Source organism: Pseudomonas laurylsulfativorans (genome assembly GCF_002906155.1).
Lineage (GTDB): Bacteria > Pseudomonadota > Gammaproteobacteria > Pseudomonadales > Pseudomonadaceae > Aquipseudomonas > Aquipseudomonas laurylsulfativorans.
In genome coordinates, this window is record NZ_MUJK01000004.1 from 546,697 (window position 1) to 572,335 (window position 25,639).

General features: G+C 61.5%; 17 protein-coding genes. 8 read left to right on the forward strand and 9 right to left on the reverse strand.

What is annotated here, in order from left to right:
* Positions 1–5: 5 nt before the first annotated feature.
* The 8 genes from B0D71_RS16515 to B0D71_RS16550 all read right to left on the reverse strand — a co-directional run bounded on the left by B0D71_RS16515 (position 6) and on the right by B0D71_RS16550 (position 14,216).
* On the reverse strand, positions 6–2,468 hold the full coding sequence (locus B0D71_RS16515) for a TonB-dependent receptor plug domain-containing protein (protein ID WP_103395711.1): 2,463 nt from the start codon (positions 2,466–2,468) through the stop codon (positions 6–8).
* A gap of 327 nt (positions 2,469–2,795) precedes the next feature.
* Positions 2,796–5,066, reverse strand: a complete 2,271-nt coding sequence (locus B0D71_RS16520) for a TonB-dependent receptor (RefSeq protein WP_103395712.1) — start codon at positions 5,064–5,066, stop codon at positions 2,796–2,798.
* Between the two features lie 399 nt (positions 5,067–5,465).
* Positions 5,466–6,524, reverse strand: a complete 1,059-nt coding sequence (locus B0D71_RS16525) for an ABC transporter substrate-binding protein (RefSeq protein ID WP_103395713.1) — start codon at positions 6,522–6,524, stop codon at positions 5,466–5,468.
* Between the two features lie 36 nt (positions 6,525–6,560).
* Positions 6,561–7,613: an ABC transporter substrate-binding protein gene (locus tag B0D71_RS16530; RefSeq protein ID WP_103395714.1), complete on the reverse strand. Its 1,053-nt coding sequence runs from the start codon at positions 7,611–7,613 to the stop codon at positions 6,561–6,563.
* A gap of 20 nt (positions 7,614–7,633) precedes the next feature.
* Positions 7,634–8,794, reverse strand: coding sequence for an LLM class flavin-dependent oxidoreductase (locus B0D71_RS16535; protein ID WP_103395715.1), 1,161 nt, complete (start codon positions 8,792–8,794; stop codon positions 7,634–7,636).
* Positions 8,795–9,156: 362 nt separating this feature from the next.
* The gene (locus tag B0D71_RS16540; RefSeq protein ID WP_103395716.1) at positions 9,157–11,025 is read right to left on the reverse strand and encodes an ABC transporter ATP-binding protein; all 1,869 of its coding nucleotides are present in this window, start codon (positions 11,023–11,025) and stop codon (positions 9,157–9,159) included.
* Entirely contained in the window at positions 11,018–12,799 is a 1,782-nt protein-coding gene (locus tag B0D71_RS16545) for an ABC transporter ATP-binding protein (protein WP_103395717.1), read from the reverse strand. The genes B0D71_RS16540 and B0D71_RS16545 overlap by 8 nt, the downstream gene beginning before the upstream one ends.
* Positions 12,800–12,950: 151 nt before the next feature.
* The gene (locus tag B0D71_RS16550) at positions 12,951–14,216 is read right to left on the reverse strand and encodes an acyl-CoA dehydrogenase family protein (protein ID WP_103395718.1); all 1,266 of its coding nucleotides are present in this window, start codon (positions 14,214–14,216) and stop codon (positions 12,951–12,953) included.
* A 435-nt stretch (positions 14,217–14,651) separates the two neighbouring features.
* Here B0D71_RS16550 and B0D71_RS16555 point away from each other — a divergent pair, with 435 nt between their 5' ends.
* The 8 genes from B0D71_RS16555 to B0D71_RS16595 all read left to right on the forward strand — a co-directional run bounded on the left by B0D71_RS16555 (position 14,652) and on the right by B0D71_RS16595 (position 24,403).
* Positions 14,652–15,707 carry an ABC transporter substrate-binding protein gene (locus tag B0D71_RS16555; protein ID WP_103395719.1) on the forward strand — a complete coding sequence of 352 codons (1,056 nt, stop codon included), beginning with the start codon at positions 14,652–14,654 and terminating at the stop codon, positions 15,705–15,707.
* A gap of 15 nt (positions 15,708–15,722) precedes the next feature.
* Positions 15,723–16,454: a class II aldolase/adducin family protein gene (locus tag B0D71_RS16560; RefSeq protein ID WP_103395720.1), complete on the forward strand. Its 732-nt coding sequence runs from the start codon at positions 15,723–15,725 to the stop codon at positions 16,452–16,454.
* 698 nt (positions 16,455–17,152) lie between these two features.
* Complete coding sequence (locus B0D71_RS16570; RefSeq protein WP_103395722.1) at positions 17,153–18,352, forward strand: LLM class flavin-dependent oxidoreductase; 1,200 nt, start codon at positions 17,153–17,155, stop codon at positions 18,350–18,352.
* 10 nt (positions 18,353–18,362) lie between these two features.
* Positions 18,363–19,931 (forward strand): ABC transporter substrate-binding protein, encoded by a 1,569-nt coding sequence (locus tag B0D71_RS16575; protein WP_103395723.1) that lies wholly within the window; start codon positions 18,363–18,365, stop codon positions 19,929–19,931.
* Positions 19,924–20,985: an ABC transporter permease gene (locus tag B0D71_RS16580; protein WP_103395724.1), complete on the forward strand. Its 1,062-nt coding sequence runs from the start codon at positions 19,924–19,926 to the stop codon at positions 20,983–20,985. Before B0D71_RS16575 ends, B0D71_RS16580 begins: the two co-directional genes overlap by 8 nt.
* Before the next feature lie 10 nt (positions 20,986–20,995).
* The gene (locus B0D71_RS16585) at positions 20,996–21,841 is read left to right on the forward strand and encodes an ABC transporter permease (protein ID WP_103395725.1); all 846 of its coding nucleotides are present in this window, start codon (positions 20,996–20,998) and stop codon (positions 21,839–21,841) included.
* Entirely contained in the window at positions 21,838–23,637 is a 1,800-nt protein-coding gene (locus B0D71_RS16590; RefSeq protein WP_103395726.1) for a dipeptide ABC transporter ATP-binding protein, read from the forward strand. The genes B0D71_RS16585 and B0D71_RS16590 overlap by 4 nt, the downstream gene beginning before the upstream one ends.
* Before the next feature lie 307 nt (positions 23,638–23,944).
* On the forward strand, positions 23,945–24,403 hold the full coding sequence (locus B0D71_RS16595; RefSeq protein WP_103395727.1) for an REP-associated tyrosine transposase: 459 nt from the start codon (positions 23,945–23,947) through the stop codon (positions 24,401–24,403).
* A gap of 126 nt (positions 24,404–24,529) precedes the next feature.
* Here B0D71_RS16595 and B0D71_RS16600 read toward each other — a convergent pair whose 3' ends face one another.
* Positions 24,530–25,615: an LLM class flavin-dependent oxidoreductase gene (locus B0D71_RS16600; RefSeq protein ID WP_103395728.1), complete on the reverse strand. Its 1,086-nt coding sequence runs from the start codon at positions 25,613–25,615 to the stop codon at positions 24,530–24,532.
* Positions 25,616–25,639: the final 24 nt, after the last annotated feature.

The following is a 25,639-nucleotide window of genomic DNA, read 5'->3' on the forward strand; positions in this document are numbered from 1 at the left end:
TCCACTCAGAAGTCGTAACTGACGCTGGTGTAGTAGAACGCACCCTGGGCGCCTTCAGGGCTGGTGATCGAGTACTTCGGCACGCCGTACAACTGCGCTCCTTCAGCCTTGTCCGGATGGGTATCGAACAGGTTGATCGCCCCCACAGACACTTTCAGCGCCTTGTTGAAGGTGTACGACAAGTCCAGGTCCGTCACCCATTGCGGGCTGTAGGTCTGGTCCAGGTTCGGGTTGGTCGAGTTAAGACTTTTCCATTCGCCATAGCGGCGCTGGGCCACGGTGACGCCCCAACTCTCATACAGCCAGTTGGCACTGAGGATCAGCTTGGATTCAGGAGTGCCATCCTCGATCAGGCCTTGGGTAGTGCGGCCGACAATCTGCGAACCCTTGATGTTGCCGACGTCGCGCAGGGCGGTGATTTTGGTGTTGTTCTGGCTCACTCCCGCACTCAGGTTCAGTTGCCCCCATCGTTGCAGGTCCAACTGATAGTTGCTGGCCAGTTCGACACCGTCGGTGCGGGTGTCAGCGACGTTGGTGTAGAAGGCCGCGCTCTGGATGTTCGCGTAAGGGGTACCGGCGAAAATCGGTGAGACCACTGACGCGGGCAACTGGTCGGAGAGGGTGATGCGGTTGTCGATATCAATGCGGTAGGCGTCCAGCGTCACCGATGCATTGGCCAATGGACGCCAGACCAGGCCCAGGGAATAGCTGGTGGATTCTTCCGGTTTGAGCGATGTCCCTCCCAGCAGTGCTGCCTCTGGACTGTTGGCTCGCAACGTACGCTGCTGCACTTCAACAAAGTTGCCACTGCCGGGCGGCTGCTCCACCACTTGCACGCTGAACGAGGACAGCCCGCTCTGCACCAGGGAGGGTGCGCGATAACCGGTACTGGCGGTGGCTCGTGCGGCGATCTGCGGAGTGAAGTCGTAGCGCAAGGATAATTTGCCGTTGGTGGTATCGCCGAAGTCCGAGTAGTGCTCGGTGCGGAGGGCGACACCGGCCTGGAATTTCTCGGTGATCTGGCCTTCGACGTCGACATAGGCGCCCGCTACGTTGCGGTCCAGGGAGGCTGCATCGACCTGAGTGATGCCCGAGTAGTAGCCCGGGATACGCCGTCGGGTAAGCGGGTCGACCGTGTTGAACAGCGGGCCGTTTTGCCAGCCAGCGGGCTCGCCTGCGCTCAACTCGTAGTTTTCACGGCGCCAGGCCAAGCCGGCGGACAGTGTCAGGGGTTTGAACAGCAGGTCGGTCGGGAAGTCCCGCACCCAATCGAGGGTGACGTTGGTCTGGTCGGCGTCGCGTTCGCCGGTAAAGATTTTTTCCGGGCTGTTGGCGCCCCAGCTGGGGTTGATTGCGTTGCGGTCGGTGGACTTCAGGGTGTTGTCGCCGTGGTTGACGGCGAAGTCGAACTTGCCCAGTTGTTCATTTTCGTAGCGCAGGCCGCCGGTCAACGCATAGTCTTCCAGCGAGTAACGGGTGATCGGTACACGGCCGTCCGGGAAGCGTTGCAACGCGGTGCTGCTGTAGTTGTTGCGCAACGTCGTGGGCGGGTCGAAGAAGCCTTCGGCGTCGGTGTTCTTGTGCGAGTAGGTGGCAAAGCCGTAGGCCGTCAAACCGTCGCCAATGCCCATTTCACTGTTGGCGGCGAAGTTGTACTGGTCCGACACATTGCCCGATCCCCAGCGCCAGGTGCGATAGCGGTTGTTCTGCTCACGGGGCGTGTTGATGCTGGTGGAGCCCGGATAAAAAATCCGGTTGTCCGGGTTGGTGTCGCTGGCCGGGTCTTGGCTGCCGGCATCGAAACTCAGGGTCAGGAAGCCGTCATTGGGCAGGGCAATGCCTTTCCAGCCGCTGAGTTTGCGCTGGATGCCATCGCCCTTGTCGTAGCCGCCGAAGCGATAACCGAGGTTGCCACCGTCGTCTTTCTCCTTGAGCACAATGTTGATGACCCCGGCGATGGCGTCGGAGCCGTACTGGGCCGCCGCGCCGTCGCGCAGGATTTCCACGCGCTGGATCGAACTCAGGGGAATCAGACTCAGGTCGACCGCTGCCGCGCCACGTCCGTTGACCAGGCTTTGGCGGGTGACGTTGGCGCTGGTGTGTCGGCGCTTGCCGTTGACCAGCACCAGCACCTGATCGGATGCCAGGCCGCGCAATGATGCGCCTTGGGCGATGGAGCCGGCGAAGGCGCCCTGGGGCGACTGCGGATAGGTGAACGACGGTGACAGGGCGGTGAGGGCGCCGGACAAGTCGCTGGCACCGGTCTGTTCCAACTGTTCGCTGGACAGCACATCAATGGGAGCGGCGCTTTCGAGCGCAGTGATATCGCTGCGCCGGGTACCGAGTACCACCACGGTGTCCAGGTGATCGCTGCTGGCGGAGGGTTGAGTTTCGGCAGCCACGACAGGCACGGCAAAGCTGCCAATGACCAGCGCGATAGCGCCGGCCAACGGTGTGTGATGGAACATGGATAAATTCCTTCCAGACGAATGAAGACCCCTGTAGGAGCCGGCTTGCCGGCGATGGCGGCCTTGAATGCGATGCAAGGCTTGCGGGCCCCATCGCCGGCAAGCCGGCTCCTACAGCGAATGTGTGGATACCGGAGGCCCGGAAATCAGTGGGTTTTGTGTGGATGCCGGAGGCCCGGAAATCGATGGGTTCTGCATGGATATCGGTGGCCCGGATATCGATGTCCCCTGTAGGAGCTGGCTTGCCAGCGATGACGGCCTCAAGTGCGATGCAAGGCTCGCGGGCCCCATCGCCGGCAGCCGGCACCTACAGGGGAAAGTTTCAGGTCAGAAGCGGCTGGTCACGCTCAGGCCGACGGTACGCGGGTCGCCGTAGGTGATGACGTATTGGCCCAGTGTCCCGTTCGGACGACCGTGGACCTGATAGCGACGGTCGGTGACGTTGTTCACGAAACCGGTGACGCTGAGTTTTTCATCCGGGCTGTACCAGGTCAGGCGAGTATTGGCCAAGGTGTAATGCGGTTGGCTGAGGGTCTTGTCAGCACTGCTCTGGCGATCGGCGAGGAAGTATTCCTTGTCGCGAAAACTCACATCGCCGCCAGCCACCAGCTTGCCACCGACTTCCAACGGGAACGTGTAATCGGCGCCGAGCGCGACCACGTTGCGCGGAGAGCGTACGAAGCTGTTGCCGCTGTAATCACCCGTGACGACCCCGGTGTTGGGGTTGGTGTTCTTGAAGTCGGTGTATTCGGTGTCGAGGAACGATACTGCGGCACGCAGATGCAGGTAATCAGTCGGCTGGGCTTCGAGTTCCAGTTCGGCACCCTTGACCGTACCCTTGGCGCCGTTGGTCAATGCGGTGGTCAGCACCCCGTTGTTGACCGTCAGCAGGTTCACCTGAATATCCGAATAGTCGTAGTAGAAGATGTTGGCGTTGGCGGTCAGGCGATGATCGAACCACTCGGATTTGAGGCCGAGTTCGTAGGCGTCGAGTTGTTCCGGGTCGACCGTGGTCAGCTGAGAAAGGCTGGTGGACAGGCCGGTGTTGAAACCGCCAGAGCGGAAACCGTGGGCATAGCGAAAGAACACGCGCAGGTTGTCGTTGATCCGGTACTCGGGCGTCAGGTCATAGGTCCAGGCTTCCCAGGTCTTGTCTTCCTGGCGATTGCCGTTGGTGCCGACGCCACGCAGCGGCACCAGCGGGCCGTCGGCCGTGATGCGGGTCAGTTGCGTCAGGTCGAGGTCGATGTCTTTCTTTTCCTGGGTCCAGCGCAGGCCGCCAGTCACGCTGAAATCTTCGGTGAAGTCGTAGGTCAGGTTGCCGAACAGCGCGTAGCTGTCGGTCTTGTGGTCATAGCTCAGATCACGAAAGTCGGTGACGCCGCCAATCTGGTTGGAACCGGTGCCGTTAGGTGTCGGGCCAGGTGTGACGATGCGCTGCGCAGAGCTGTCGAGGTCTTCGTGGAAGTAATGCGCGCCCAGCAGCCAGCGCAGGGTTTCCTGCTGCGGCGATGCCAGGCGCAGTTCCTGGGAGTATTGAGCGTATTTGTTGTCGGTAATCGCTGCGCCGTTGACTTCAAACGGCGTGTAGTCGGCGTCGCTGGTCGACTGATTGCGAATGTAGTCATAGGCACTGATGGAGGTCAGGGTGTAGTCACCCAGGTGCCAGTTCAGGGTCAGCGAAGTGCCATCGTGATTGAGCTTGGAGTCTTCATTGACATTGATTGCGATATCGCGCCCGCGAGGCCTTTCGAAGCCGACGTTGTAGTAACGCCCGACCGCGAGCGAGCCGTTGCTGCCATCGCCTTTGAATTCGCGGCTGTGGACCTTGAGCAGTGCCTCAAGATCATCATTGACCTGGGCAAGGAACTGCAGGCGTACGGCTTTCTTGTTGACGTCGCCATAGGTGTTGTCGTCCACCAGGTTCTTCTGGAAGCCGTCACGCTCTTCGGAATACAGCGCGACCCGCGCTGCGAGTTTCTCATCCACCAGCGCTCCCCCCAGGGCGCCGCTGACGATGCGTTCGTTCTTGGTGCCAAACCCGATCGTGCCGAAGCCGTCCGTGTCGAAGGTCGGTTTTTTGGAGATGACATTCACCGCGCCCGCGGTGGTGTTCTTGCCGTACAGCGTGCCTTGCGGACCCCGCAGGATTTCGATGCGCTCGAGGTCGAACAACGGTCCGCCACCGGCAACCGGTGCATTGAGGTAGACGTCATCGGCGTAGATCCCCACCGGGAAAACGGTGGCTGCGCCCGTATCACCCGTACCGAGACCACGGATGTACCAACGCGGCCGGCCATCGCCGTCCGGGTTTTTTGCCGAGGTATTGGGAACGAATGTCGTGATGTCACCCATGTTGCGCACGCCATCGGCGACCAGACTGGTGCCCTGTATCGCTGACACCGCCACCGGAATCTCTTGCAGGGTTTCTTCCCGGTGTTGAGCGGTGACGGTGACGGTCTTGAGTGAAGGCTCGGTAGCGGTTTTGCTGCTGTCGACCTCGGTGGATTCTGCCGCCAGCAATCCCTCGCTGACGCCGCCCCCGGCGAGCAACAACGTTAGCCAGATACTTTTGGTGATTGGATTAAGTTTATGCATTTGAGTCTCCCCCGATAAAGTTTCACTAGAGGGGCTTGAGCAGAGATCGTGCCAATTGCTTTTTTTTGCGCGGTTAGTTTTATCAAGATGTTGAAAACAAAGGATTTATTAAGTGCGTAAGTTGTACGTTTAGCCGAATTTTTATGAGTTTGTTAGTTGGATCCAGTCTGCTGGGAAGTGCCTGTCAGGTATTCGGCAGAAGTTGCTTGGCGGGTGTTGCTGGAGCAGCAGGCGGAACGGAGGAAAGTGTTGCCAGGCCAGCAATTCGTTGGCCTTGTGGACGCCTTCGCCAGCAAGCCGGCTCCTACAGTGTTTGTGTTAAATCATCCTTCTACTTCAACGCAAAACCTGTAGGAGCCGGCTTGCCGGCGATGGCGTCTTCACAGGCGCTGAAAAACCTCAAACTGCCAATCGGGACGTGGAGCCAATGACCTTTTCCAACACGCTGAAATCGATCCAGTCGCGCACATCGAAACGCCGCGGAATAAAGTCCCAGCGATGCAGGAAATCAGTGAAATCCTGCAATGCTTCAATGGATCGTGCATCCAGCGTCGTGCGCAAGCGACGATGAGCGTCTTCGCCGTACGCCGCGGCGACCCAGTACTCGCTGGTGTTGAGTTCCCGTGCGAGAAAACGCCGGGTTTCGTCTGGATTGGCCCATGCCCATTGCTCGGTGCGCAGCACGGTATCAACGATGTTCACACTGGCGTCGAAATGCTCGTGCAGCAGGTGGGTGTCGACGGTCAGGGTCCGTGGCGTGCCGTTGTTCGAGCGGATCAGCGGGTCGGGGTGAGAGCCGGTATCGACGACCACCTGCAATCCGAACTCGTTGGCCAGGTGCACGGCGTGCGCGCCCTTGAGAAAAATCGCATCGATGTCGCCACGCAACAAGCCGATCAGTTCATTGTTGCGACGGCTGACGCGCGTGACATCGAGGCTGACTTCCGACCCGTAGACGTGCTGTTTTTGATCGTCGCTGTAGGTGCCGCCATAGGGGTAGTCCACCAACTCGACATCAGACACCTCCAGGCCTTCGAGCTTGAGGGCGTTTTCCAGGCCGCGCAGGGCCTGGGCGCGAGTGAAGTCGATCTGCACGTTGGCCCATTTTGGCAACCCGAAGCGGCGGTTCTTCAGGTCGCGAATGCTCTTCACACCGGATTCCGCGGTGGTCAGGATCAGCTGCACCTCGTCGCTCCAGGACAGCCCCAGCACCCGGGTCTGTACGCCGCTGGCATAGGCCCAGATGGCCGGGATGTTGCCGCCGTGACGTACCGAGTTTTTCAGGTGATGGTCGTAATGGGCTTCGCGAACTTCCCGCTCACTGGACTCGCGCAGGGATTGGATATTCGTGCCGAACGGCGCAAAGGCTTGCGCCAGTCGACCGGATTGCACGGCGATGCCAAGCCCCGTGGGAACAGGGCTATGGGTGTACCAAAGCGTATCGAGTGGTTTGCTCATAAAGTCCTTCAGTGCCGATCCATGAAACCTGGCGGGTTAGCCTGCCAGTGCGGTAGGTGTTTGCAGCAACGCGTCCAGCGGACGAGGATCGATCCAGTCGCGCACGTCGAAGCTTTTCGGGATGAAGCGCCAGCGATGCAGGAAGTGTGTGAAGTCCTGCAGGGCGTCGATGGCCTGCTCATCCAGTTCGGTGCGCAAGCGCAGATGAGCATCGTTGCCATAGGCGGCGCTGACCCAGTATTCGCTACTGTTGGTTTCCCGGGCCAGGTAGCGGCGGGTGTCTTCCGGATGGGTGTGGGCCCAATGTTCGGCGCGTCGTACGGAGTCGAGAATGCCGGTGGCGACATCGAAGTGGTTATCCAGCAGGTTCAGGTCCACGGCCAGCGTGCGCGGGGTGCCATTGTTGCTGCGAATCAGGGGCTCGGGGTGCGAGCCGGTGTCGATGACGGTATGCAGGCCAAACTCATGGGCCTGCCGGGCGGCGCTGGCGCCCTTGAGGAAGATTGCATCGACCTCGCCGCGCAGCAAACCCACCAACTCCAGGTTGCGTCCCTCAACCCGCTGCGTACTGACCGGCGTGCCGTTTACGGTGCTGACCTGTGGATCACTGAACGTGCCTTCATAGCGAAAGTTCACAAGCTGCACGTCGCCGACCTGCAGGCCTTCCAGTTTCAGGGCGTTTTCCAGCCCGCGCAGGGCCTGGGCGCGCGTAAAGTCGATTTGCGCGCCAGCCCAGTCGGGCAAGCCGAAACGGCGTCCCTTGAGGTCCTTGACGGATTTGATGCCGCTGTCGGGAAGGGTCAGGATCAGTTGCACTTCATCGGCCCAGGACAGGCCAATGACCCGGGTTTCCCGGCCTTGGGCCCTGGCCCAGATGGCCGGGATGTTGCCGCCGTGGCGTACCGAGTTGCGCAGGGTGTGATCGAAGTGCGATTCACGCACGGCCTTGTCGGTGGATTCGCGCAGCGATTGCACTTGCGTGCCCAACGCGCCGACGGTGTCTTGCAGCCAGCCTTTTTGCACGGCGATGCCCAGCCCGGTGGGGACCGGGCAGCGGGTGTACCAAAGGGTGTCCAGAGGTTGAGTCATCAATGATTCTCCCGCAGCGCTCAGGCGCTGGCCTTCAAATGAGTTGCCGGTTGTACGGCAGGGCGTTGGTGCACCAGCGGCAGAACCTCCTGGCCGATGCGCAGGGCTTCTTCCAAGTGTGGGTTACCCGCCAGGATGAAGGTCGAAAATCCAGCGTCGCGGTACTCCACCAGGCGTTCGGCGATGTTCTGGTGGCTACCCACCAGGCCCACGGTTGGCCCCGGTTTGGCTTTGGCGAAACCGGCCCACAGGTTTGGACCGATGATCAAGTCGTCGAAGCGGTCGATGTTCTGGTGGTAGGCGGTTTGCCGTGCGCCACCCACCGAATCCGAACCACTGGTAAAGCCTTTGGCGAGCGTACTGCTCTGGCCTTCGAGCTTGTCGAACTGGCGACGCAAATCTTTCCATGCCAGCTCTTCGGTTTCCCGGGCGAACAGGTCGACCCTGAGACCGAAACGCACGCTGCGCCCCTGTTTGTCTGCCAGTTCGCGCACCCGTTCGATATGCGGCTTGAGCTTGTCGATCGGCTCGGCCCAGTTCAGGTAAACGTCTGCGTGTCTTGCGGCCACATCCAGGGCGGCGTCGGAAAATCCGGAAAAGTACACACCGGGTTTGCGCTCGTTATGCAGGCCGTGGGGCAGAGCGCCGTTCTCCAGTTGATAGATATCGCCGTCGTAGGAAAAACGCTCGTTCTGCCAAAGGCCCTGGATGATGTCGAGGAATTCACCGGTACGCTTGTAGCGCAGGTCATGTTCGAGGAAATCACCGTTGGCTCGCTGACTGGCCGGGTTGCCACCGGTGATGATGTTCCACTCCAGGCGACCGCGGCTGAGGTTTTGCAGGATGGCTGCTTGTTGTGCGGCGTAGGCCGGCAAGGTCCAGGTGGCCTGGAACGCGATCAGGAATTTGATGCGGCGGGTTTCACGGGCCAAGGCCGCTGCGGCAATCCAAGGCTCCGGGCCGGTGGGCAACAAGGCACCTTCAAAACCGGCCAGCTCCGCGGCTTTGGCCACTTGAGCGATGTAGTCGATGTAGGTGAAGTCGTCCGGCTCGCCGTTGGGCAAACGCCCTGGTGCGATGTTGCCGGGACGATAGTGAGGATTGCCGCGGTTGTGTTTGTCCGTGGTCAGTTGCGGACCGTCGGTGCCCAGTGGCAGGCGCCAGAAAAATTCAGTGCTCATGGGTTGCTCCTGATTCAAGTAAGCGGTACGCCGCGCAGGTGCGAGGATGTCTTGTCAGGGGGATTGCAACGGATATGCCATGCTCGGCCCCGTGGATTTTGGCCAACAGGGCCGGGCGTTTGGTGGGGGCGGTAAGTGATTGCCCGCTCCGGGGTGTTTCTGTAGCAGCACCCCGTCAGCAATGATTGCTCGGGGTGCAGCAAGGGGGGGCATCGCACGCGTTTCTGTAGGAGCCGGCTTGCTGGCGATGAGGCCGCTGGATTTCGCGCGATCTTGAGGGCGCCATCGCTGGCAAGCCAGCTCCTACAGGTCCGCGTTGTGAATCCGATTTTGTAGGCGCCGGCCGGCGATGGCGGTCTTGATTACGCCGGTGCTGTGGCGATGATGTCGTCAATCGAGGCACCCGCTTCGGCACTGCGCAGGTACGTCTGGTACAACGCCGCATAGGCGCCATCCTGATCGATCAATTGGCTGTGAGGGCCTTGTTCGACCAGCCGACCGTGGCGGATGACCGCAATGCGATCGGCATCGCGGATGGTTGCCAGGTGGTGGGCGATGATGATGGCCGTGCGACCTTCGCATAATCGGCGAAACGCACGCTGGATGCGGCGCTCGGTATGGATGTCGACGGCCGAGGTCGCTTCGTCCAGGACCAGTACCGCCGGGTCCGCAAGGTAGGCGCGCACCAGGCAGACCAATTGCCGCTGGCCATGGCTCAGGTGTCCGCCCAGTGGTCCGACTTCGGTTTGGTATTGATGCGGCAACCGCTCCAGCACTTCGTCCGCGCCCAACTCCCTGGCGGCGGCGATCAGACTCGCGTCGTCGGCGTCGGGAGAGGCCAAGCGCAGGTTGTCGAGAATGCTGCCGCTGAACAGCACGTTGTCCTGCAGGACAACGCCGACGTTACGTCGCAATGCTTGCTGGGTGAGGTCACGGATATCGATGCCATCCAGTCTCACCGCCCCCGATTGCACTTCGTAAAAACGCGTGAGCAATTGCACCAGGGTGCTTTTCCCGTGACCCGATGGCCCGACGATCGCCAGCACTTCACCGGCACGAATGTGCAGGTCCAGGTCATCGATGACCGGCGAAGGGCTGTCGGCGTTGTAGGCAAACCGCACGCGCTCGAAACTCACGTCCCCTCGGGCTTTGTCGAGGCTGCGTGGCGTGGCGCTGTCGCTGATCTCCGGTCGGGTGTCGAGCAACAGGAAGATCCGTTGAGCCGAGGCCGAACCGGTGGCGTAGCGCTCGAACAGGTCCGACAGCTCCTGCAATGGCCCGAGGAACAGGAATACATAAAACAAACTCTCGGCGATCTGGCCAACGGTCACGTCTGCCTGCGCCAGGCCATAAGCCCCCACCAGCAACAGCACTGCCATGCCGGCCGAGCTGAGCAGGGCGGTGAACGGCGCGAACCAGCTTGATCGCAGGCTGCCGCGGATCAGCGCGTGGTTGAAATCATCCAGCAGACCGCGATAGCGCCGCAGGTTCGGCGCTTGCTGAGCGCACTGCTGCAACATGCGCGCGCCGCTCACGCTCTCCACCAGATGCGCAGTGAAGCGGCTGCGGTTCTCTGCGACCTTGGCCCAGTTACGTTGGGAGATACGCTTGAAACCCCAGGTCGCCAGCACCAGCAAGGGCACGGTGGCGGCGAGGCTCAGAAAGAACCGCGGCTCGATACGCCACAACATCACCGAAGCCAGCCCGCACCGTAGCAAGGCGCCCAGAAGCTCAGGTGGGCCTTGTATCACCAGGGGTTCAAGGGCATCGACATCACGGTCGACACGAGAAATGATCCGCCCGGCCTTGGTCCGGTCGAAGTAGCTGACGCTCAACCCCTGGACATGCGCAAACACCTGCACTCTCAGGTTGTTGAGCACCCGGATTGCCGCACTGCCGGCTATGAACTGCGAGACCCCGGCAAGCAGAAACCGCCCGAGCCAACTGGCCGCCAACCCCAGGCCGAGCCAGAGTACGAGGCGCTCATCGAGCAGCCAGTGATCGTTCTGTTGAATCAGCCCGCGGTCAAGCAATTCACGGACGAACCAGGGCCGCAGGAACACGGTCAACACCAGCAATAACTCAATGCCGATGACCCCGGCGATATGCCGGCGTATGGGTTTCAGCAGCGGCAGAAGACGACTGAACATGCTGCGGTCCAAGGCCTTCCTGGCCAGCATTTCTTCAATTTCGATATCGCTCAGGGCCTTGCCGGCGATTGGGTTAGCCATGGTCGATCCCTAGCAGGTCGCGGTAATCAGGAGAGGTTTTCAACAGTTCTGCATGGGTGCCGCTGGCGGCGATCCGGCCGTCCTGAAGCATCAGCACGCGGTCCGCCAGGAGAATGGTCGAGAGCTTGCTGGAGATCACCAGCAGGGTGGTGGCAGCCCCTTGATCGCGGCGCAACCGACGAATGTTGTTCAGCACCTGGCGTTCGCTGATCGCATCCAGCGCGCTGGTGGCATCGTCCAGGCACAGAATGTCCGGTTCGCCGAGCAATGCGCGGGCCAGACTCAGACGCTGACGCTGGCCACCGGACAGTGTCACGCCGCGATCGCCCAGCGGCGTTGCGAGTCCTTGCGGCAGGCGTTCGAGCACATCGTCGGCGGCGGCCAGGCGCAATCCTTCACGTAGCTGTCGATCACTGGCCTGCGGCGCGGTCAGGCGCAGGTTGGCCGCGAGGGTGTCGGAAAACAAAAAGCTTTCCTGGGGGACTACGTGAACCCGGCGTCTCAGTTCGTCCAGCTTCAGTTGTCGAATGTCTTGCCAGCCGGCGCTGTCCGAACCGATCAACAAGCGCCCGCAGCTGATATCGCTCAGGCGAGGCAACAGACTGGCCAACAGGCTTTTGCCCGTGCCGGTTGCGCCCACCAGCGCGACGATTTCACCAGGCTGCAGGGTCAGTGAACAGTCCTGCAGAATATCCAGCCCGCCGCCCGGAGCGCTGACACTGACGTGCTCCAGCTTCAAGCCCAGCGGTGTGTCAGGCAGGCTGGCATCACCGCTGCGGATCGCGGCCGGTTCGTCCAGCAGTTGCCAGATGCGCTCGGCGCTGGAACGGGCATCGGCGAAGGTCTGCATGACGCGACCGATGCCTTCGATGCGAAACACCAGGGTGGTGGCGATCAGCAGCGAAGTGACCAATTCACCGATGCCCAACCGGTTGGCTGCCACCAGGTGAGCGCCGTAAACCAGAATCCATACATGCCCCAATGCGACGACTGCCTGGGGCAGCGGTATTCGCGAACTGGAGTAGGCGAGGGCGTCACGGGCGTGGTCGGCGAACACCGCTACTTGCGCGGTAAAACGCTGGATGCGGCTGTGCTCCAGGCCAAACGACTTGATCACTCGCACACCGCTGATGCCTTCGCTGAGGTCCTGGTTGACCCGGTCATAGGCTTCGCCAACCACTCGATCCAGGCTGACCAGGCGTTCGGTCTGGCGCACGAAAATCCATAGGCCGAACACGGTCAGCAACAACGGAACCACACCGAGTAGCGGGTTGTACCAACCCAGCAGGCCGACGGTTGCCAACACCACCAGTGGCGTTTCCACTACCTGCCGCCAGAAGCTGATGAGCGCATCGCGAACCTTGTCGGCATCGCGGGTGGTCCGAGTGATCATTTCACCCATGCCGTGTTGCCAGTGATAACCCAGGTGCAGAGTCTGTACCTGTTGCAGGATGCGTTCACGCAGGCGCGTCAGCAGTTCCTGGCTGAGCACCAGCGACAAGACGCTCGCGGCGTATTGCAACACGCCACGGCCCAGGGCCACGGCGAGCATCAGCCACAGCCAGTACCAGCCAAGACTTGCGTCGAAGCTGCCATCGGCTTGCCGGAACACCGCGCGACCGGCGCTGACGTCGTTCACCGCATGCCCGATCAGCCATTGCTGCCAGACCAGCCCGAGGTTCACTGCAATGAACAACGCCGCCACCAGGGCGAACCGCCAGGGCATTTCCCGGTAAATCGCCAGGCTGCGCAATAGGGGGTGTTTTTCGATCATGTAATAGCTCTGTAGGAGCCGGCTTGCCGGCGATGGGGCCATTGGATTTGTACCGGTATTGATGACGCCATCGCTGGCAAGCCAGCTCCTACAGGTCGGTGTGGCGTTCGATTTTGTAGGAGCCGGCTTGCTGGCGATGAGGCCGTCAGGTCTATGCCGGGCGGGTGGCACCCTGTTTTTCCTTGGCGTTGAGGATCGCGGTGTATTCGCCCGGATCGACACCATTGAGGTAGTAGTTACCCACGTGATGCAGGCGCCAGCGGATCGGATCGTGAGTGGTGTGGACCCGGGCGTTGCGCCAGAAGCGGTCGAGGTTCCACTTGGTCAGTGATGAGCTGGCACCGAGCAGGGAGAAGATGTCACTGGAGATTTTCAGCGAGGCCGCGTCGGAGTGGGCGCGGGCGGTGGCCACCGAGAGAATCAGTTCGTCCTGCAACGCTTTGTTGTCGGGGTCCAGTTCGTGCTGGTCGAACACTCGCGCTGCGTCACGCAGCAGTGATTGCGCCCCACGCAAGGCCACGGCGTATTCACCAATCTGTTTGATGATGTGCGGCTCCTGATTGGCGTGGTCGACACCGCTTTCCACCCACGGGCGGGCGTTGTGATTGAGGTACTCCACCGCCGCCGACAGCGCGCCTTCGGCAATACCGGTATCGATGGCGGCGTGGAGTATCTGCGGGAAGGTCAGGCCCGTGCGCTTCATGGGGCCTTTGCGCTGGGAGACAAAGCCTTCGTCGAGTTCGATGTTGTCGAAGATCACCGTGCCACTGACCGAATTTTTCTGACCAAAGGCTTCCCAGTCATCGACCAGCGTCAGGCCTCGGGCGTTGCGATTGAGCAGCACCCCGGCGCCGCCATCGTCGCTGGCGGCCGTCAGGGAAATCCACTCGGCCAGGTAGGAGCCGGTGGAGTAGAACTTGCTGCCGTTGAGGATCAATTTGCCGTCGGCACGCCGTTCGACCCGGGTCTTGAGCGCGAATTTGTTCTTGCCGCCCACTTCAGCCAAGGCGTTGCCGAAACGTTTGCCGGCCAGCACATCGCGGATCAACCGGTCGCGAATGTCGTCGGAGTAACCGGTGAAAATCCCTCGCAGCATGACGTTGTGGATTTGCAGTAACTGACCGACACCGCCGTCGGCGATTGAAATGAGGCGCACGGTTTCGACGATGGTTTCCACCGAGGCACCGAGCCCACCAAAAGCCTTGGGAACGCCAATGGCGGTCAGGCCGCTTTCGGACAACAGTTGCGCTTGACGCCTGGGCAGTTGGCCGTTCTGACTGGCATCGGCAGCTATTTCGGCGATCGCCGTGGCGATCTCCTTCGCCACGGCGATGGCTTGAGCTTCGCTCTGTAGCAAGCGGATGGGTGCTTGCTCTTGGATCAGTTGCCCGGCGGGGTTGTGTTCGACCTTGCTCATTGATGTACCTCTGATAATTGATCTGCTGATGGCCACGGAAATCACACCTATCCCCTGTAGGAGCCGGCTTGCTGGCGATGGCGTCGACGAGATCGGCGCAAGGCTCGAAGGCCAATCGCTGGCAAGCCAGCTCCTACAGGAGGTGTTGCAGTTTTCCGGGCGTTGAGAGGGGCTGAGCAAGTTCTGCGCCAAGGGCTTTGGAGCCTGTTGACGCAGCGTTTATCAGTCTGCGAGAGGCACGGGTGCTGCTGTAGAAGCAGCCCTCTGCTCAATCAGCAGCAGTCGCCGCGCAATGCTGCTGGCAGGCCAGCAATTGAAGGCGGTCGGGCATCCGGGTACAGGCGCAAAGCCCCATAAACCGCGGCTTTCGTTTCTTGGCACGGGCGCTGCAATAGCTCTGGCAACAGTCACTTGCCAACCCAGATGGAGCTGCCCATGACGCTTGCTGCCAAACAGACCCGACTCGACACCACAGCTGAACTCGACCAGATCTGGTTCACCCGTTGCCCGGTGCCGACGGCTTCCGGAATCGCCTACAAACTCGGCTGGCTCAGCGACGAATTCGCTGCCGATGGCCTGCCGGTTTCGACCTTGCAGGAGGCCCGTCAACTGGGCCATCACCACTATGATCACGAGCTGCCGGGGCTGTTTCGCGAAGGCGGAAACGTCCCGGCATTGGCGGCGCGGGCTGCGGGTGCGCCGAGTCGCCTGATCGGCCTGACCTGGATCGAAGAATGGCAGACCATTCTGGTTCGCCCGGGCTCCGGCATCAGCCGTCCGCAGGACCTCAAAGGCAAGCGTCTGGCGCTTCCGGCCTGGGGTGAAACCCGTCCGGGGAGCATCGCCCGGGCCATGAGCCTGCACGGTTACAAGGGCGCGCTGAGCCTGGCCGGGTTAGGGTTCGATGATGTCGAACTGGTGGAAGTCGCCCTGCAGGATCAGGAGCGAGCGGAGAGCCCGCAGGAGGGGTTGCAACGATTGTGGTCGGGCCTCGATTACCTGGTGCGCGGTGAGGTGGACGCGGTCTACGTCAAAGGCGCTTCCGCTGCCGATGCCGCGCGGCGTCTCGGGTTGGTGGTGGGTATCGACCTGGATCTGATCGCCGAGCCCCGGTATCGCATCAACAACGGCACGCCGCGTCCGATCACCGTCCACCAGAGCCTGCTCGACAATCATTTCGACCTGGTGGTGCGCTTTCTCGCACAAACCCTCAGCGCCGCTGATTGGGCCGCCAACAATCGGGAGGCACTGAACGCCATTCTCGAGGAAGAAACCCGCGCCGGCAGCGCCGGGGTCGCCGAGGCCTATCGCGGCGAATTCCACACCACGCTGGCGCCGGATCTGTCCTCACAGCGACTGGAGTTTCTCGATACCCAGAAAGAGTTTCTCTATCTGCACGGCTTCCTGGAGCGCGATTTTTCCATCGCCGACTGGGTCGATCCGCGCCCATTGCATGCCGCCCATGAACTGTTGGCCAAGCGCCGCGCCTGAATCCGGAGAACTGCCATGACCGTACTTATCAACGAACAGCTGATCAGAGAAGAACTGAAGAACTTTATCGACAAGGTGCTGATCGAGGCTGAAGAAGCCTTCACCGTGTTCCGTGAAACCAACACCATCACTGCCAACGGCACCGTCGGTTTCATCGAGCGCGTACCGGGCCAGGAGTTGCTGGTGTCGGTCAACTATGGCGGGCCGTGGAATTACCGCAAACCACTGCAGGCCACAGTCACCGACTTTGAAGGCAAAGTCATCTACGGCAAAGGCAAGGGCGGCTTGGGGCGCTACACCAAATTGTTCCAGCAGCACGCCGACATCACCACCGTGTCCCATGTGCACTCGCCGTATCTGGGGGCTTGGGCGCAGACCCATCGCACACTGCCGTTCCACTACGTGCCGGTGCAGCGTTATCAACTGGCGCGGGAACTGCCGGTGTACATCGACCGACGTCAGCCGGAAGTCGATTTCATTCTCGACAGGATTGCCGAAAGCCCTTTCAACCTGGCGATTCTGGAAGCCAATGGCGGTTCCACTGTGTGGGGCAAGCAAGGCTTGCGCGCCACTGCTGAATTCATCCTGTTGCTGGAAGAGGGCGCGCAACTGCAATTGCTCGCCGATGCCCTGGGCGGCTCCCGTCCCTATGGTCCGGGCGTTCTAACCCAACAATGGAAAATGAGCGGCCTGTACGACAAAGCCACCGAACTGGGCCTGGTACCTGCCATCGACCGCCGCAACTGATCCACCGACCTCCCGGTCACCCCACATCTTGTAGGAGCTGGCTTGCCAGCGATGGCGGCCGTGAGGTCGTCGCAAGGCGCGAAGGCCGCATCGCCGGCAAGCCGGCTCCTGCAAGGGCGTATTCGCAACATTGAACTGTAGGAGCTGGCTTGCCAGCGATGGCGGTCGTGAGGTCGTCGCAAGGCGCGAAGGCCTCATCGCCAGCAAGCCGGCTCCTACAAGGGCGTATTCGCAACATTGAACTGTAGGAGCTGGCTTGCCAGCGATGGCGGTCGTGAGGTTGTCGCAAGGCGCGAAGGCCTCATCGCCGGCAAGCCGGCTCCTACAAGGGAGTATTCGCAACATTGAACTGTAGGAGCTGGCTTGCCAGCGATGGCGGTCGTGAGGTTGTCGCAAGGCGCGAAGGCCTCATCGCCAGCAAGCCGGCTCCTACAAGGGCGTATTCGCAACATTGAACTGTAGGAGCTGGCTTGCCAGCGATGGCGGCCGTGAGGTCGTCGCAAGGCGCGAAGGCCTCATCGCCAGCAAGCCGGCTCCTACAAGGGCGTATTCGCAACATTGAACTGTAGGAGCTGGCTTGCCAGCGATGGCGGCCGTGAGGTCGTCGCAAGGCGCGAAGGCCGCATCGCCGGCAAGCCGGCTCCTGCAAGGGGGCGATGGCGGTCGGAAGGTCGATACACAACTCAAGGAATACCACCATGGCTGTAAAGATTCTCTGGTACCTCACCACGCCTGACGGACCTTATCCGTGGGAACCCGAAGGGCGCTGGAAAACCGATTTCGAGCATTTGAAGCAACTGGCCGTGGCCAGTGATCGCCTGGGATATTACGGTTCGTTGCTGGGCTCCAGCCCTAACGAAAGCCTGGCTGTCTCGGCCGCGTTGATCGATGCCACCCGACGTTTGCGTTTTCTGGTGGCGCAACATCCCGGTGAATTGTCGCCGGCGGTGCTGGCCAAGTGGGCGCTGACCTTCGATCAATTCTCCAACGGACGCCTGTTGTTCAATGTCGTCAACGGCAACGACGCCGGCCTGGCCACGCTCGGCGTGCATTACCCCCACGATGAGCGCTATGACTTCAGTCTCGAATACTGGCGCGCCTTCCAGAACTTCTACGCCGGCGACACTTCGGGGCATGACGGTCAATACGTCAAACTCGCCCCTCGCTCACCGGCTGCTGCCAGTCATCCTCTGGGCGGTTGGCATCCGCCGAAACAGAAACCCGGCATTCCATTGTGGGGCGCCGGCACCTCGGGGCCGGGCATTGCCCATTCGGTGCAGTTGCTCGATGTTTACCTGAGTTTCGCCAATACCCCGCCGAAACTCGGCGAGAAGTTCCGCAAAGTGGCGGCAGAGGCTGCGAAGATCGGCCGCGAGTTGACCTTCGGCACGCGTCTGCAAATCATCGTCCGTGAGACCGAAGAGGAAGCCTGGGCCCACGCCGAAAAACTCTTGCAGAGCACATCGCTGCAAACCGCACGCACGGCCATCGAACGGCAACTGCCCCCCGGCGAAACCCTGGACAGTTTCCGCAGCGACGACCCGCAAATCCAGCGCAACGTCGACGCCGTCCGTGCAGGTCGCCTGCCCAAGGCACGCGATCTGGAGATCTACCCCAACGTCTGGCTCGGTCCGAGCCTGTTCGGCTTCAACATCCTCGGTCCAGCCGCTGGCACTTATCTGGTGGGCAGCGCCGAGCAGGTTGCCGAGCGGATTCGCGAATACGAAGCACAAGGCACGTCAGCCTTCATTCTCTCGGGTTTTCCGCTTATCGATGAAGCACACCGGGTGGCGGACTTGCTGTTTCCGTTGCTCGACCTTGATCACGGTTTCGACGTGCCGCGCCTGCGGGCTGACACGCCAGCGCCGCAACGCGCCAACGTGGTCGAACGGGCCTGAGGAGTTTGTCATGAGCGAAGGATTTTCCCGTCGCAGGTTTCTCGGTAACGGCCTGGCGGTCGGCGGTGGCCTGATACTGGGCAGCAGCCTGCTCACCGGCTGCGACAGTGGAGCCGCCAGTGGCACAGCGACGTTGTCCAGCACTCCGGTCCGGGGCGGGCGCTTGCGGGTCGGCATTATCGACGGTGATCAATCCGGTAACCTCGATGCGCATAAACCGGTGGGCGGCGGGATCATTCGCGGCTGGGCGCTGTACAGCAAGTTCTGGGAGTGGAGCACCGACGTCAGTACGCGCCTGGCCCTGGCGGAGTTCGCCGAGCCCAATGCTGACGCCAGCGCCTGGACCATTCGCATCAAGCCAGGCCTGGAGTTTCATCACGGCAAGAGCATTGGCGCCGACGACATGTTGTTCTCGATCCTGCGCCTGACGGACCCGAAACTGGCTTCGCCCTTTGCCGGGCTGGTGGGGGCGATCGATCGCAATGCCTTGCGCAAACTGGACGGGCGCACCATTGAGATCCGCTTCAAGGAGGGCCAAAGCTTCTACCCACTGGATGAAACCCTGATCAGTTTTGGTGGCATCGTGCCGACCGATTACGACCCCGTTACCAACCCGGTCGGTGCCGGACCTTACAAACTCAAGAGTTTCATCCCCGGTCAGCGCTCGCTCTACCAGCGTTTCGAAAACTACTACAAGCCAGGCCAACCCTATGCCGATGAGCTGGAAATCATCGAATTCAAGGATCAGGTGTCCCGCGTCGCGGCCCTGCGCGCCGGGCAGATAGACGTAGCCAGCGGCGTGCAGGCTGAGCATAGCGCGCTGCTCAAGGCCGACTCGCGACTCAAGTTGTACGCATCGCCGAGCACGTCGTTTACCGGATTCAACCTGAACCTGGCCAAGGCACCGTTCCAGGATCAGCGCGTGCGTCAGGCGTTTCGTCTGCTGGCCGATCGTCGAGAGCTGGTCGAGCGTGGGCTCAATGGTTTCGGGCGGATCGCCAATGACCTGTATTCGCCCCATGACCCGACGTACAACCACAGCATTGCCCAGCGTCCGTACGACCTGGAGCAGGCGCGTTCGCTGTTGCGCCTGGCCGGGCATGACGATTTGCGGGTGGAACTGACGACCACGCCGGGACCGGGCGTCAATGCGGCGCTGGTGTTTGCCCAACAGGCGAAGAAGGCCGGGGTCGAGATCAAGGTCACCCAGGTCGATGGCTCGGTGTTCAACGGTCCGCAACGGGAAAACTGGCTGTTATCGCCAGGTTCCACGCCGGCTCGGGGGTTCCTGGCTTCGGCGCTGCACAACGACGCGCCCCAGGCCATTTACAACCGCAGTAACTTCCACGATGAGCGTTTCACCTCGTTGTACCAACAGGCGCTGGCGCAGCCTGATCTGGAACGGCGCAAAGTGCTGGTGCATGAAGCGCAAAGCATTCAACACGAGCGTGGCGGTCTGTTGATCTGGGGCTTCAATGATGTGCTGGACGCAGCGTCGGTGCGGGTCGGGGGCCTGGCGCCTGAACAGACGACGTTCGCCTCCTGGCGTTTCGATGAAATGTGGGTGAACCATGCCTGAGCCGTCCTGCAACCCGCCACGTACGCCGGCCTGGTTGTCCTGGTTCATCGGGCGATTGGGTTATGGCCTGCTGACTGCGTGGGTCATCAGCCTGGTGGTGTTCATTGCCACCCAGGCGCTGCCCTCAGACCCGGCGAGGGTGATCCTCGGTCCCGATGCGCCGCTGGAAAGCATACTGACCCTGCAACGCCAGTTGGGCCTGGACCGGCCCATCATCGAGCAGTACCTGCGCTGGCTGGGACATGCCCTGAGTGGCGAACTTGGGGTGTCGCTGGACTCCAATGTGCCGGTGGGCAACATCCTGTTCGGCCGCTTTGGCTACACGTTGGCGCTGCTCGCCGGCGTGATTGCGCTGGTGGTGCCCGTGGCGTTGCTGCTCGGCGTGTCACTGGCCTTGCGGCGTGACAGTCGCCTGGATCGCTGGAGCCTGTCGTTGTTGATTTTTCTCAAGGCCACCCCGGGTTTTCTGTTGGCCATTGGCCTGGTCTTGCTGTTTTCCATGCCACACATGGATGTGCTGCCGGCGGTGTCGATCCTTGATCCGGACAAGTCCCTGCTGCGCCAGTTGCAGTTCCTGGTGCTGCCGGTGCTGGCCCTGAGTCTGTCGGCGCTGCCGTACCTGACCCGCATGGTGCGGGCGTCGATGATCGAAGCCCTGGAGTCCGATTACGTCATCGCCGCCAGGTTGCGGGGCATTCCCGAGTGGCGAATTGTCTGGCGCCACACGTTGCCCAATGCGCTCATTCCGGCCATCCAGGGCGTGGCCCTGACCCTGCGTACCCTGATCGGTGGGGCGTTGCTCGCGGAGGTGATCTTCAGTTATCCGGGCATCGGAACCTCACTGAACTCGGCGATCCAGATGCGTGATTTGCCGATGGTCCAGGCCATCGTGCTGTTGATCACGCTGGGCGTGGTGCTGATCAACCTGTTTGCCGATCTGCTGACCGTGATGCTGACACCGAAACTGCGTACCGCCCGCCGGGTCACCATGATTCGACGCAACCGTCGGGGTATCCAGCCCTGGTGGCGACGCTCCCCATCCAAGGCACCTTGAGAGGTTATGCATGACTGATTCGCGAGGCCTTCGTTGGCACAGGTGGCTGGAGGAACCGCAAACCCGCAAGGGCGCGCTGATCACTTTGCTGGTGGTTCTGCTTGCGTTACTGGGCCCATGGCTGGCGCCGCACAGCCCGACTGAGATGGTCGGCTCGGTGTATGGCGCCCCCGTGGGTGCGGCGTTGCTGGGTTACGACTTTCTCGGGCACGACGTGTTGTCGCGCTTGCTCAGCGGCGGGGTGTCGGTGCTGTGGATGTCATTGGCGGCTGCCTCGATTGCGCTGCTGGCGGGTAGCAGTCTGGGCCTGTTGGCGGGGTTTTCCCGGCGTCGGCTGGATCAACTGATTACCTGGCTGGCAGATGTGTCACTGGCGTTTCCTGACCTGATTCTGGTGTTGTTGATCGTCTCCATGCTGGGCCGCGCACCTTGGCTGATCGTGCTGACCGTGGCCATTGCATTCACCCCCGGCGTCATTCGCCTGGCTCGTGGCAGTGCGGTGGCGGTGGCGGGGCAGGAGTTCGTCGAGGCCGCGCAGATGATGGGGTATTCCAGGCGGCGGATTCTGTTCAAGGAGATCCTCCCCAATATCCTCACGCCGCTGTTGGTGCACTTTGGCAACATGCTGACCTGGGGCGTGGGCATGCTCTCGGGGCTGAGTTTTCTCGGCTACGGCGTGGCGCCGCCGACCGCTGATTGGGGGCTGATGATCAACGAGAACCAGGCAGGGTTGCTGGTTCAGCCCTGGGCGGTGTTGGCGCCGGCCATCCTGATTGGCATCTTCGCCTATGGCACCAACATCCTGGCCGAAGGCATCGGCCGCAGCAGCTCACGGATCGGAGAAAAACAGCCATGAACGCCATTGCCGGAATCGAGTCACGCTCCCCTGTGGTGAAGGCGCACGTGTTGCAGGTTCGGGACTTGCGGGTCGAGTTGTCGGAACGGATCGATGTGCTGTCCGGTGTGACCTTCAGCCTTGAGGCTGGAGAAGTTCTTGGGCTGGTCGGGGAATCCGGGTCAGGCAAGACCACCCTGGCCACCGCTTTACTGGCGCATGCCCGGCGTGGTGCGCGGATTGTCAGTGGGCAGGTCGAAGTGTCCGGGCAATCGTTGTTGACGCTGGAGGGCGAAGCCTTGCGCCGGGCCCGTGGCAGCCTGATCGGATACGTGGCCCAGGACCCTGCGACGGCACTCAATCCGGCGCTGCGCATTGGCAGCCTTCTTCGCGAAACTCTGGAGGTGCATCAGATTGAGCTCGATCGCGCCGCGCAACAGCAGCGCATCGTCGAGACCTTGCGCGATGTCGGCCTGCCCGATGATGCACAGTTTCTGCGACGCTTTCCCCATCAACTGTCCGGCGGTCAGCAGCAGCGGGTGATGTTGGCGCTGGCCTTTGTCTTGCGCCCGGCATTGATCGTCCTTGATGAGCCGACGACAGCGCTGGACGTCACTACCCAGGCCCACATCCTCGCCACCCTGCGCCGGTTGTGCAAAAGCCTGGGTATCGCTGCGGTGTATGTGTCCCATGACCTGGCGGTGATCAAGGATCTGGTGGACCGGGTGATGGTCATGTATGCCGGGCGTATCGTCGAGGTTGCACAGCGCGAAGTACTGTTCCATCAGCCGGCTCATCCCTATACCCGAGGTTTGCTGGCGGCGATTCCCGATGTGGCGCAACGTCGGGATTTGCCGGCGATTGCGGGGCATGCGCCGGCACCGGGGCAGCGACCACAAGGATGTGCCTTCGCGCCTCGGTGCCCTCGTCGCGTCGCGGCGTGCTCGGTGGTCGAGCCGCAATTGCGGGCTCTGTCGTCACAGCAGCGGGTGGCCTGCCTGGCCCCGCATCTCCAACCCTTGCAACGGGTTGCCCAGGCTGCTGTTGCACCAGTCACTGACTCGGTGGAGCGTACGCCACTGTTGCAGATCAAGGACCTGAACGTGGCCTACGACCGCCAGGTACTGTTCGATGTTTCTCTGCACGTGGCTACCGGGGAGTGCCTTGCGCTAGTGGGCGAGTCCGGTTCGGGCAAGACCAGCCTGGCGCGCGCCGTTGCCGGGCTGGGGGAAAACGCCGAGGGCGAACTGCTTTACGCGGGCGGGTTGTTGAGCCTGTCGGCGCGACAGCGTGACGGGGCGCAACGGCATCAGATCCAGTACATCTTCCAGAATCCATACCGGGCGTTGAACCCCCGACAAAGTGTTTTCCAGACCCTGAGTGCGCCTCTGGAGCATTTCTTCGGGATCAAGGGCGCTGCCGCACGGGAGCGAGTGCAAGCTGTGCTCAAGCGGGTTTCGCTACCGGCCTCGGTGGCGGATCTGTATCCCCATAGCTTGTCTGGTGGTGAGCGCCAGCGCGTAGCGATTGCCCGGGCGTTGGTCTGCGAGCCAAGGCTGTTGATCTGCGACGAAATCACCTCGGCCCTGGATGTATCGGTGCAGGCGTCGATCCTGGCGCTGTTGCGGCAATTGCAAGGGGAAGGACTGACGCTGCTGTTCGTCACCCATGACCTGGGCGTGGTCCGCGCCATCGCCGACCGGGTGTTGGTATTGAAATCGGGCCGTGTGGTGGAACAGGGGCGGGTGGATCAGGTGCTCGATCAACCCCGGGCAGCCTACACCCGCACACTGCTCGAAAACTCCCCGACCCTGTAGGAGCCGGCTTGCCGGCGATGCGATGTTGAATTTGACGCCGCCATCGCTGGCAAGCCAGCTCCTACAAATGGTTGTTGTGAATACGGTCCCTGTCGGAACCCACCTGCCGGCGATGCGATGGTGAATGTGATGCCGCCATCGCTGGCAAGCCAGCTCCTACAAATGGTCGTTGTGAATACGGTCCTGTAGGAGCCGGCTTGCCGGCGATGGCGTCCGCATAGACACATCCGAAACCAGATACTGCGGATGACATTCATCCTCGCGCACTAGCCTTGTGTTTCTGTCTTGAACACAAGAGGGCAATGGAATGCCTGATCTTCCCCACGCGAGCCGGCTACGCGCCGGGCGTTATTCCCAATCCGGGCAAATCTATTTGCTTACCGCTGTGATCCGGAATCGAGAACCGGTGTTTACCAATTGGCAAACCGGGCGATTACTCGTACGGCAGTTTCAACAGGCTTATACCGCCGACCTGGCTGAATCTCTGGCCTGGGTGGTGATGCCGGATCATTTCCATTGGCTGGTTGAACTGAGGGACTGCACCTTGCCTGCATTGATGTTGGCTACCAAATCCCGCAGCGCTCGAGCCGTCAATGCCCACCTTGGACGCGATGGACGACTTTGGCAAAAAGGCTTCCATGACCGGGCCATTCGGCGTGAAGAGGATTTACTCGCGGTGGCACGTTACGTTATTGCCAACCCCATACGGGCAGGCCTTGTCAGGCGAGTACATGATTACCCGTTGTGGGATGCCAAATGGCTGTAGGAGCCGGCTTGCCGGGGATGCGATGGTGGATGTGCGGCCGCCATCGCTGGCAAGCCAGCTCCTACAATGGGTCGTTGTGAATACGGTCCTGTAGGAGCCGGCTTGCCGGCGATGGCGTCGGTGAGCTTACGCAACTCGCGCCTTTCGACGGCGCGCTTCTTCACGCACCGCCGGAATGATCCAGCGTCCGTAATCAACCGTGTCGTACAGGGGATCGTAGCCACGGTTAAGAAATGTGGTCACTCCCAGGTCAACGTAATCGAGCAAGGCCTGGGCCACGGTTTCCGGGGTGCCGACCAGGGCGGTAGTGTCTCCATAGGCACCGACCGCGGTGGCGGTGGGCATCCATAGCGCACGGTCATGACGATCACCCGCCGCAGCGGCGGCAAGCAAGCGTTCGGAACCGGTGCCCTTGATGCGTTTTTGCCAGGGGCTGCCGGCGGCAAACTGCGGGTTGGCCTTGATCTGATCGAGGATCTGTTGCGCCCGTTTCCACGCCAGTTCCTCGGTCGCGCCAAGGATCAAACGCACGGACAGACTGACCCTCGGCGCCTCCACACCCGCCGCGCTGGCGGCCGCGCGAAGCTTGCCGATCTGCTCGGCGACGCCGCTCAAAGGCTCACCCCACAAGGCATACAGGTCCGCGTGCTTGACCGCGATCTGATAGGCGATATCCGAAGACCCGCCAAAGGAAATCGGAATGTGTGGTTTTTGCAACGGCTTGACCGGTGAGAAGGCGCCTTTGATGTTGAAGTACTGCCCCTCGAAGTCGAAGGGGTCATCCTCGGTCCAGGTGCGCCGGACGATTTCCAGGTACTCATCGGTGCGTTTATAGCGCTCGGTTTTGTCTAGCAGGAAGTCCCCTTCCTGGGGCTCGGCGGTGATGCCGGTAATGGCATGCAGGCGAATCCGTCCGCCGCCCGTGGTGTGATCAAGTGTCGCAAAGGCCCTGGCGGCGACGGTCGGCGCGGTGAGGGCCGGGCGGTGGGCGATCATGAACCCCAGGCGTTCGGTGTGCGCAGCGGCATAGGCGGCGATCTGCAAACTGTCCGCGCTGCCCGGGCCGCTGGCGATCAGCACCCGGTCGAAGCCGGCGTGCTCGTGGGCACGGGCGTGGTGACGGATAAATTCCAGATCAAAATCCGGGCTGCGAACACCTCGGGTCTCGGACCACTGGCGGGGGAAAATCATGCCGACGAATTCAATGGACATGGGAACACTCCTGATTGCGGTAAG

Coding starts and splice junctions, on each gene's coding strand:
- B0D71_RS16555 (WP_103395719.1), top strand. CDS start 14,652: ATGACGCTTGCTGCCAAACAGACCCGACTCGACACCACAGCTGAACTC.
- B0D71_RS16595 (WP_103395727.1), top strand. CDS start 23,945: ATGCCTGATCTTCCCCACGCGAGCCGGCTACGCGCCGGGCGTTATTCC.
- B0D71_RS16585 (WP_103395725.1), top strand. CDS start 20,996: ATGACTGATTCGCGAGGCCTTCGTTGGCACAGGTGGCTGGAGGAACCG.
- B0D71_RS16515 (WP_103395711.1), bottom strand. CDS start 2,468: ATGTTCCATCACACACCGTTGGCCGGCGCTATCGCGCTGGTCATTGGC.
- B0D71_RS16580 (WP_103395724.1), top strand. CDS start 19,924: ATGCCTGAGCCGTCCTGCAACCCGCCACGTACGCCGGCCTGGTTGTCC.
- B0D71_RS16590 (WP_103395726.1), top strand. CDS start 21,838: ATGAACGCCATTGCCGGAATCGAGTCACGCTCCCCTGTGGTGAAGGCG.
- B0D71_RS16535 (WP_103395715.1), bottom strand. CDS start 8,794: ATGAGCACTGAATTTTTCTGGCGCCTGCCACTGGGCACCGACGGTCCG.
- B0D71_RS16540 (WP_103395716.1), bottom strand. CDS start 11,025: ATGGCTAACCCAATCGCCGGCAAGGCCCTGAGCGATATCGAAATTGAA.
- B0D71_RS16575 (WP_103395723.1), top strand. CDS start 18,363: ATGAGCGAAGGATTTTCCCGTCGCAGGTTTCTCGGTAACGGCCTGGCG.
- B0D71_RS16525 (WP_103395713.1), bottom strand. CDS start 6,524: ATGAGCAAACCACTCGATACGCTTTGGTACACCCATAGCCCTGTTCCC.
- B0D71_RS16560 (WP_103395720.1), top strand. CDS start 15,723: ATGACCGTACTTATCAACGAACAGCTGATCAGAGAAGAACTGAAGAAC.
- B0D71_RS16530 (WP_103395714.1), bottom strand. CDS start 7,613: ATGACTCAACCTCTGGACACCCTTTGGTACACCCGCTGCCCGGTCCCC.
- B0D71_RS16545 (WP_103395717.1), bottom strand. CDS start 12,799: ATGATCGAAAAACACCCCCTATTGCGCAGCCTGGCGATTTACCGGGAA.
- B0D71_RS16570 (WP_103395722.1), top strand. CDS start 17,153: ATGGCTGTAAAGATTCTCTGGTACCTCACCACGCCTGACGGACCTTAT.
- B0D71_RS16520 (WP_103395712.1), bottom strand. CDS start 5,066: ATGCATAAACTTAATCCAATCACCAAAAGTATCTGGCTAACGTTGTTG.
- B0D71_RS16600 (WP_103395728.1), bottom strand. CDS start 25,615: ATGTCCATTGAATTCGTCGGCATGATTTTCCCCCGCCAGTGGTCCGAG.
- B0D71_RS16550 (WP_103395718.1), bottom strand. CDS start 14,216: ATGAGCAAGGTCGAACACAACCCCGCCGGGCAACTGATCCAAGAGCAA.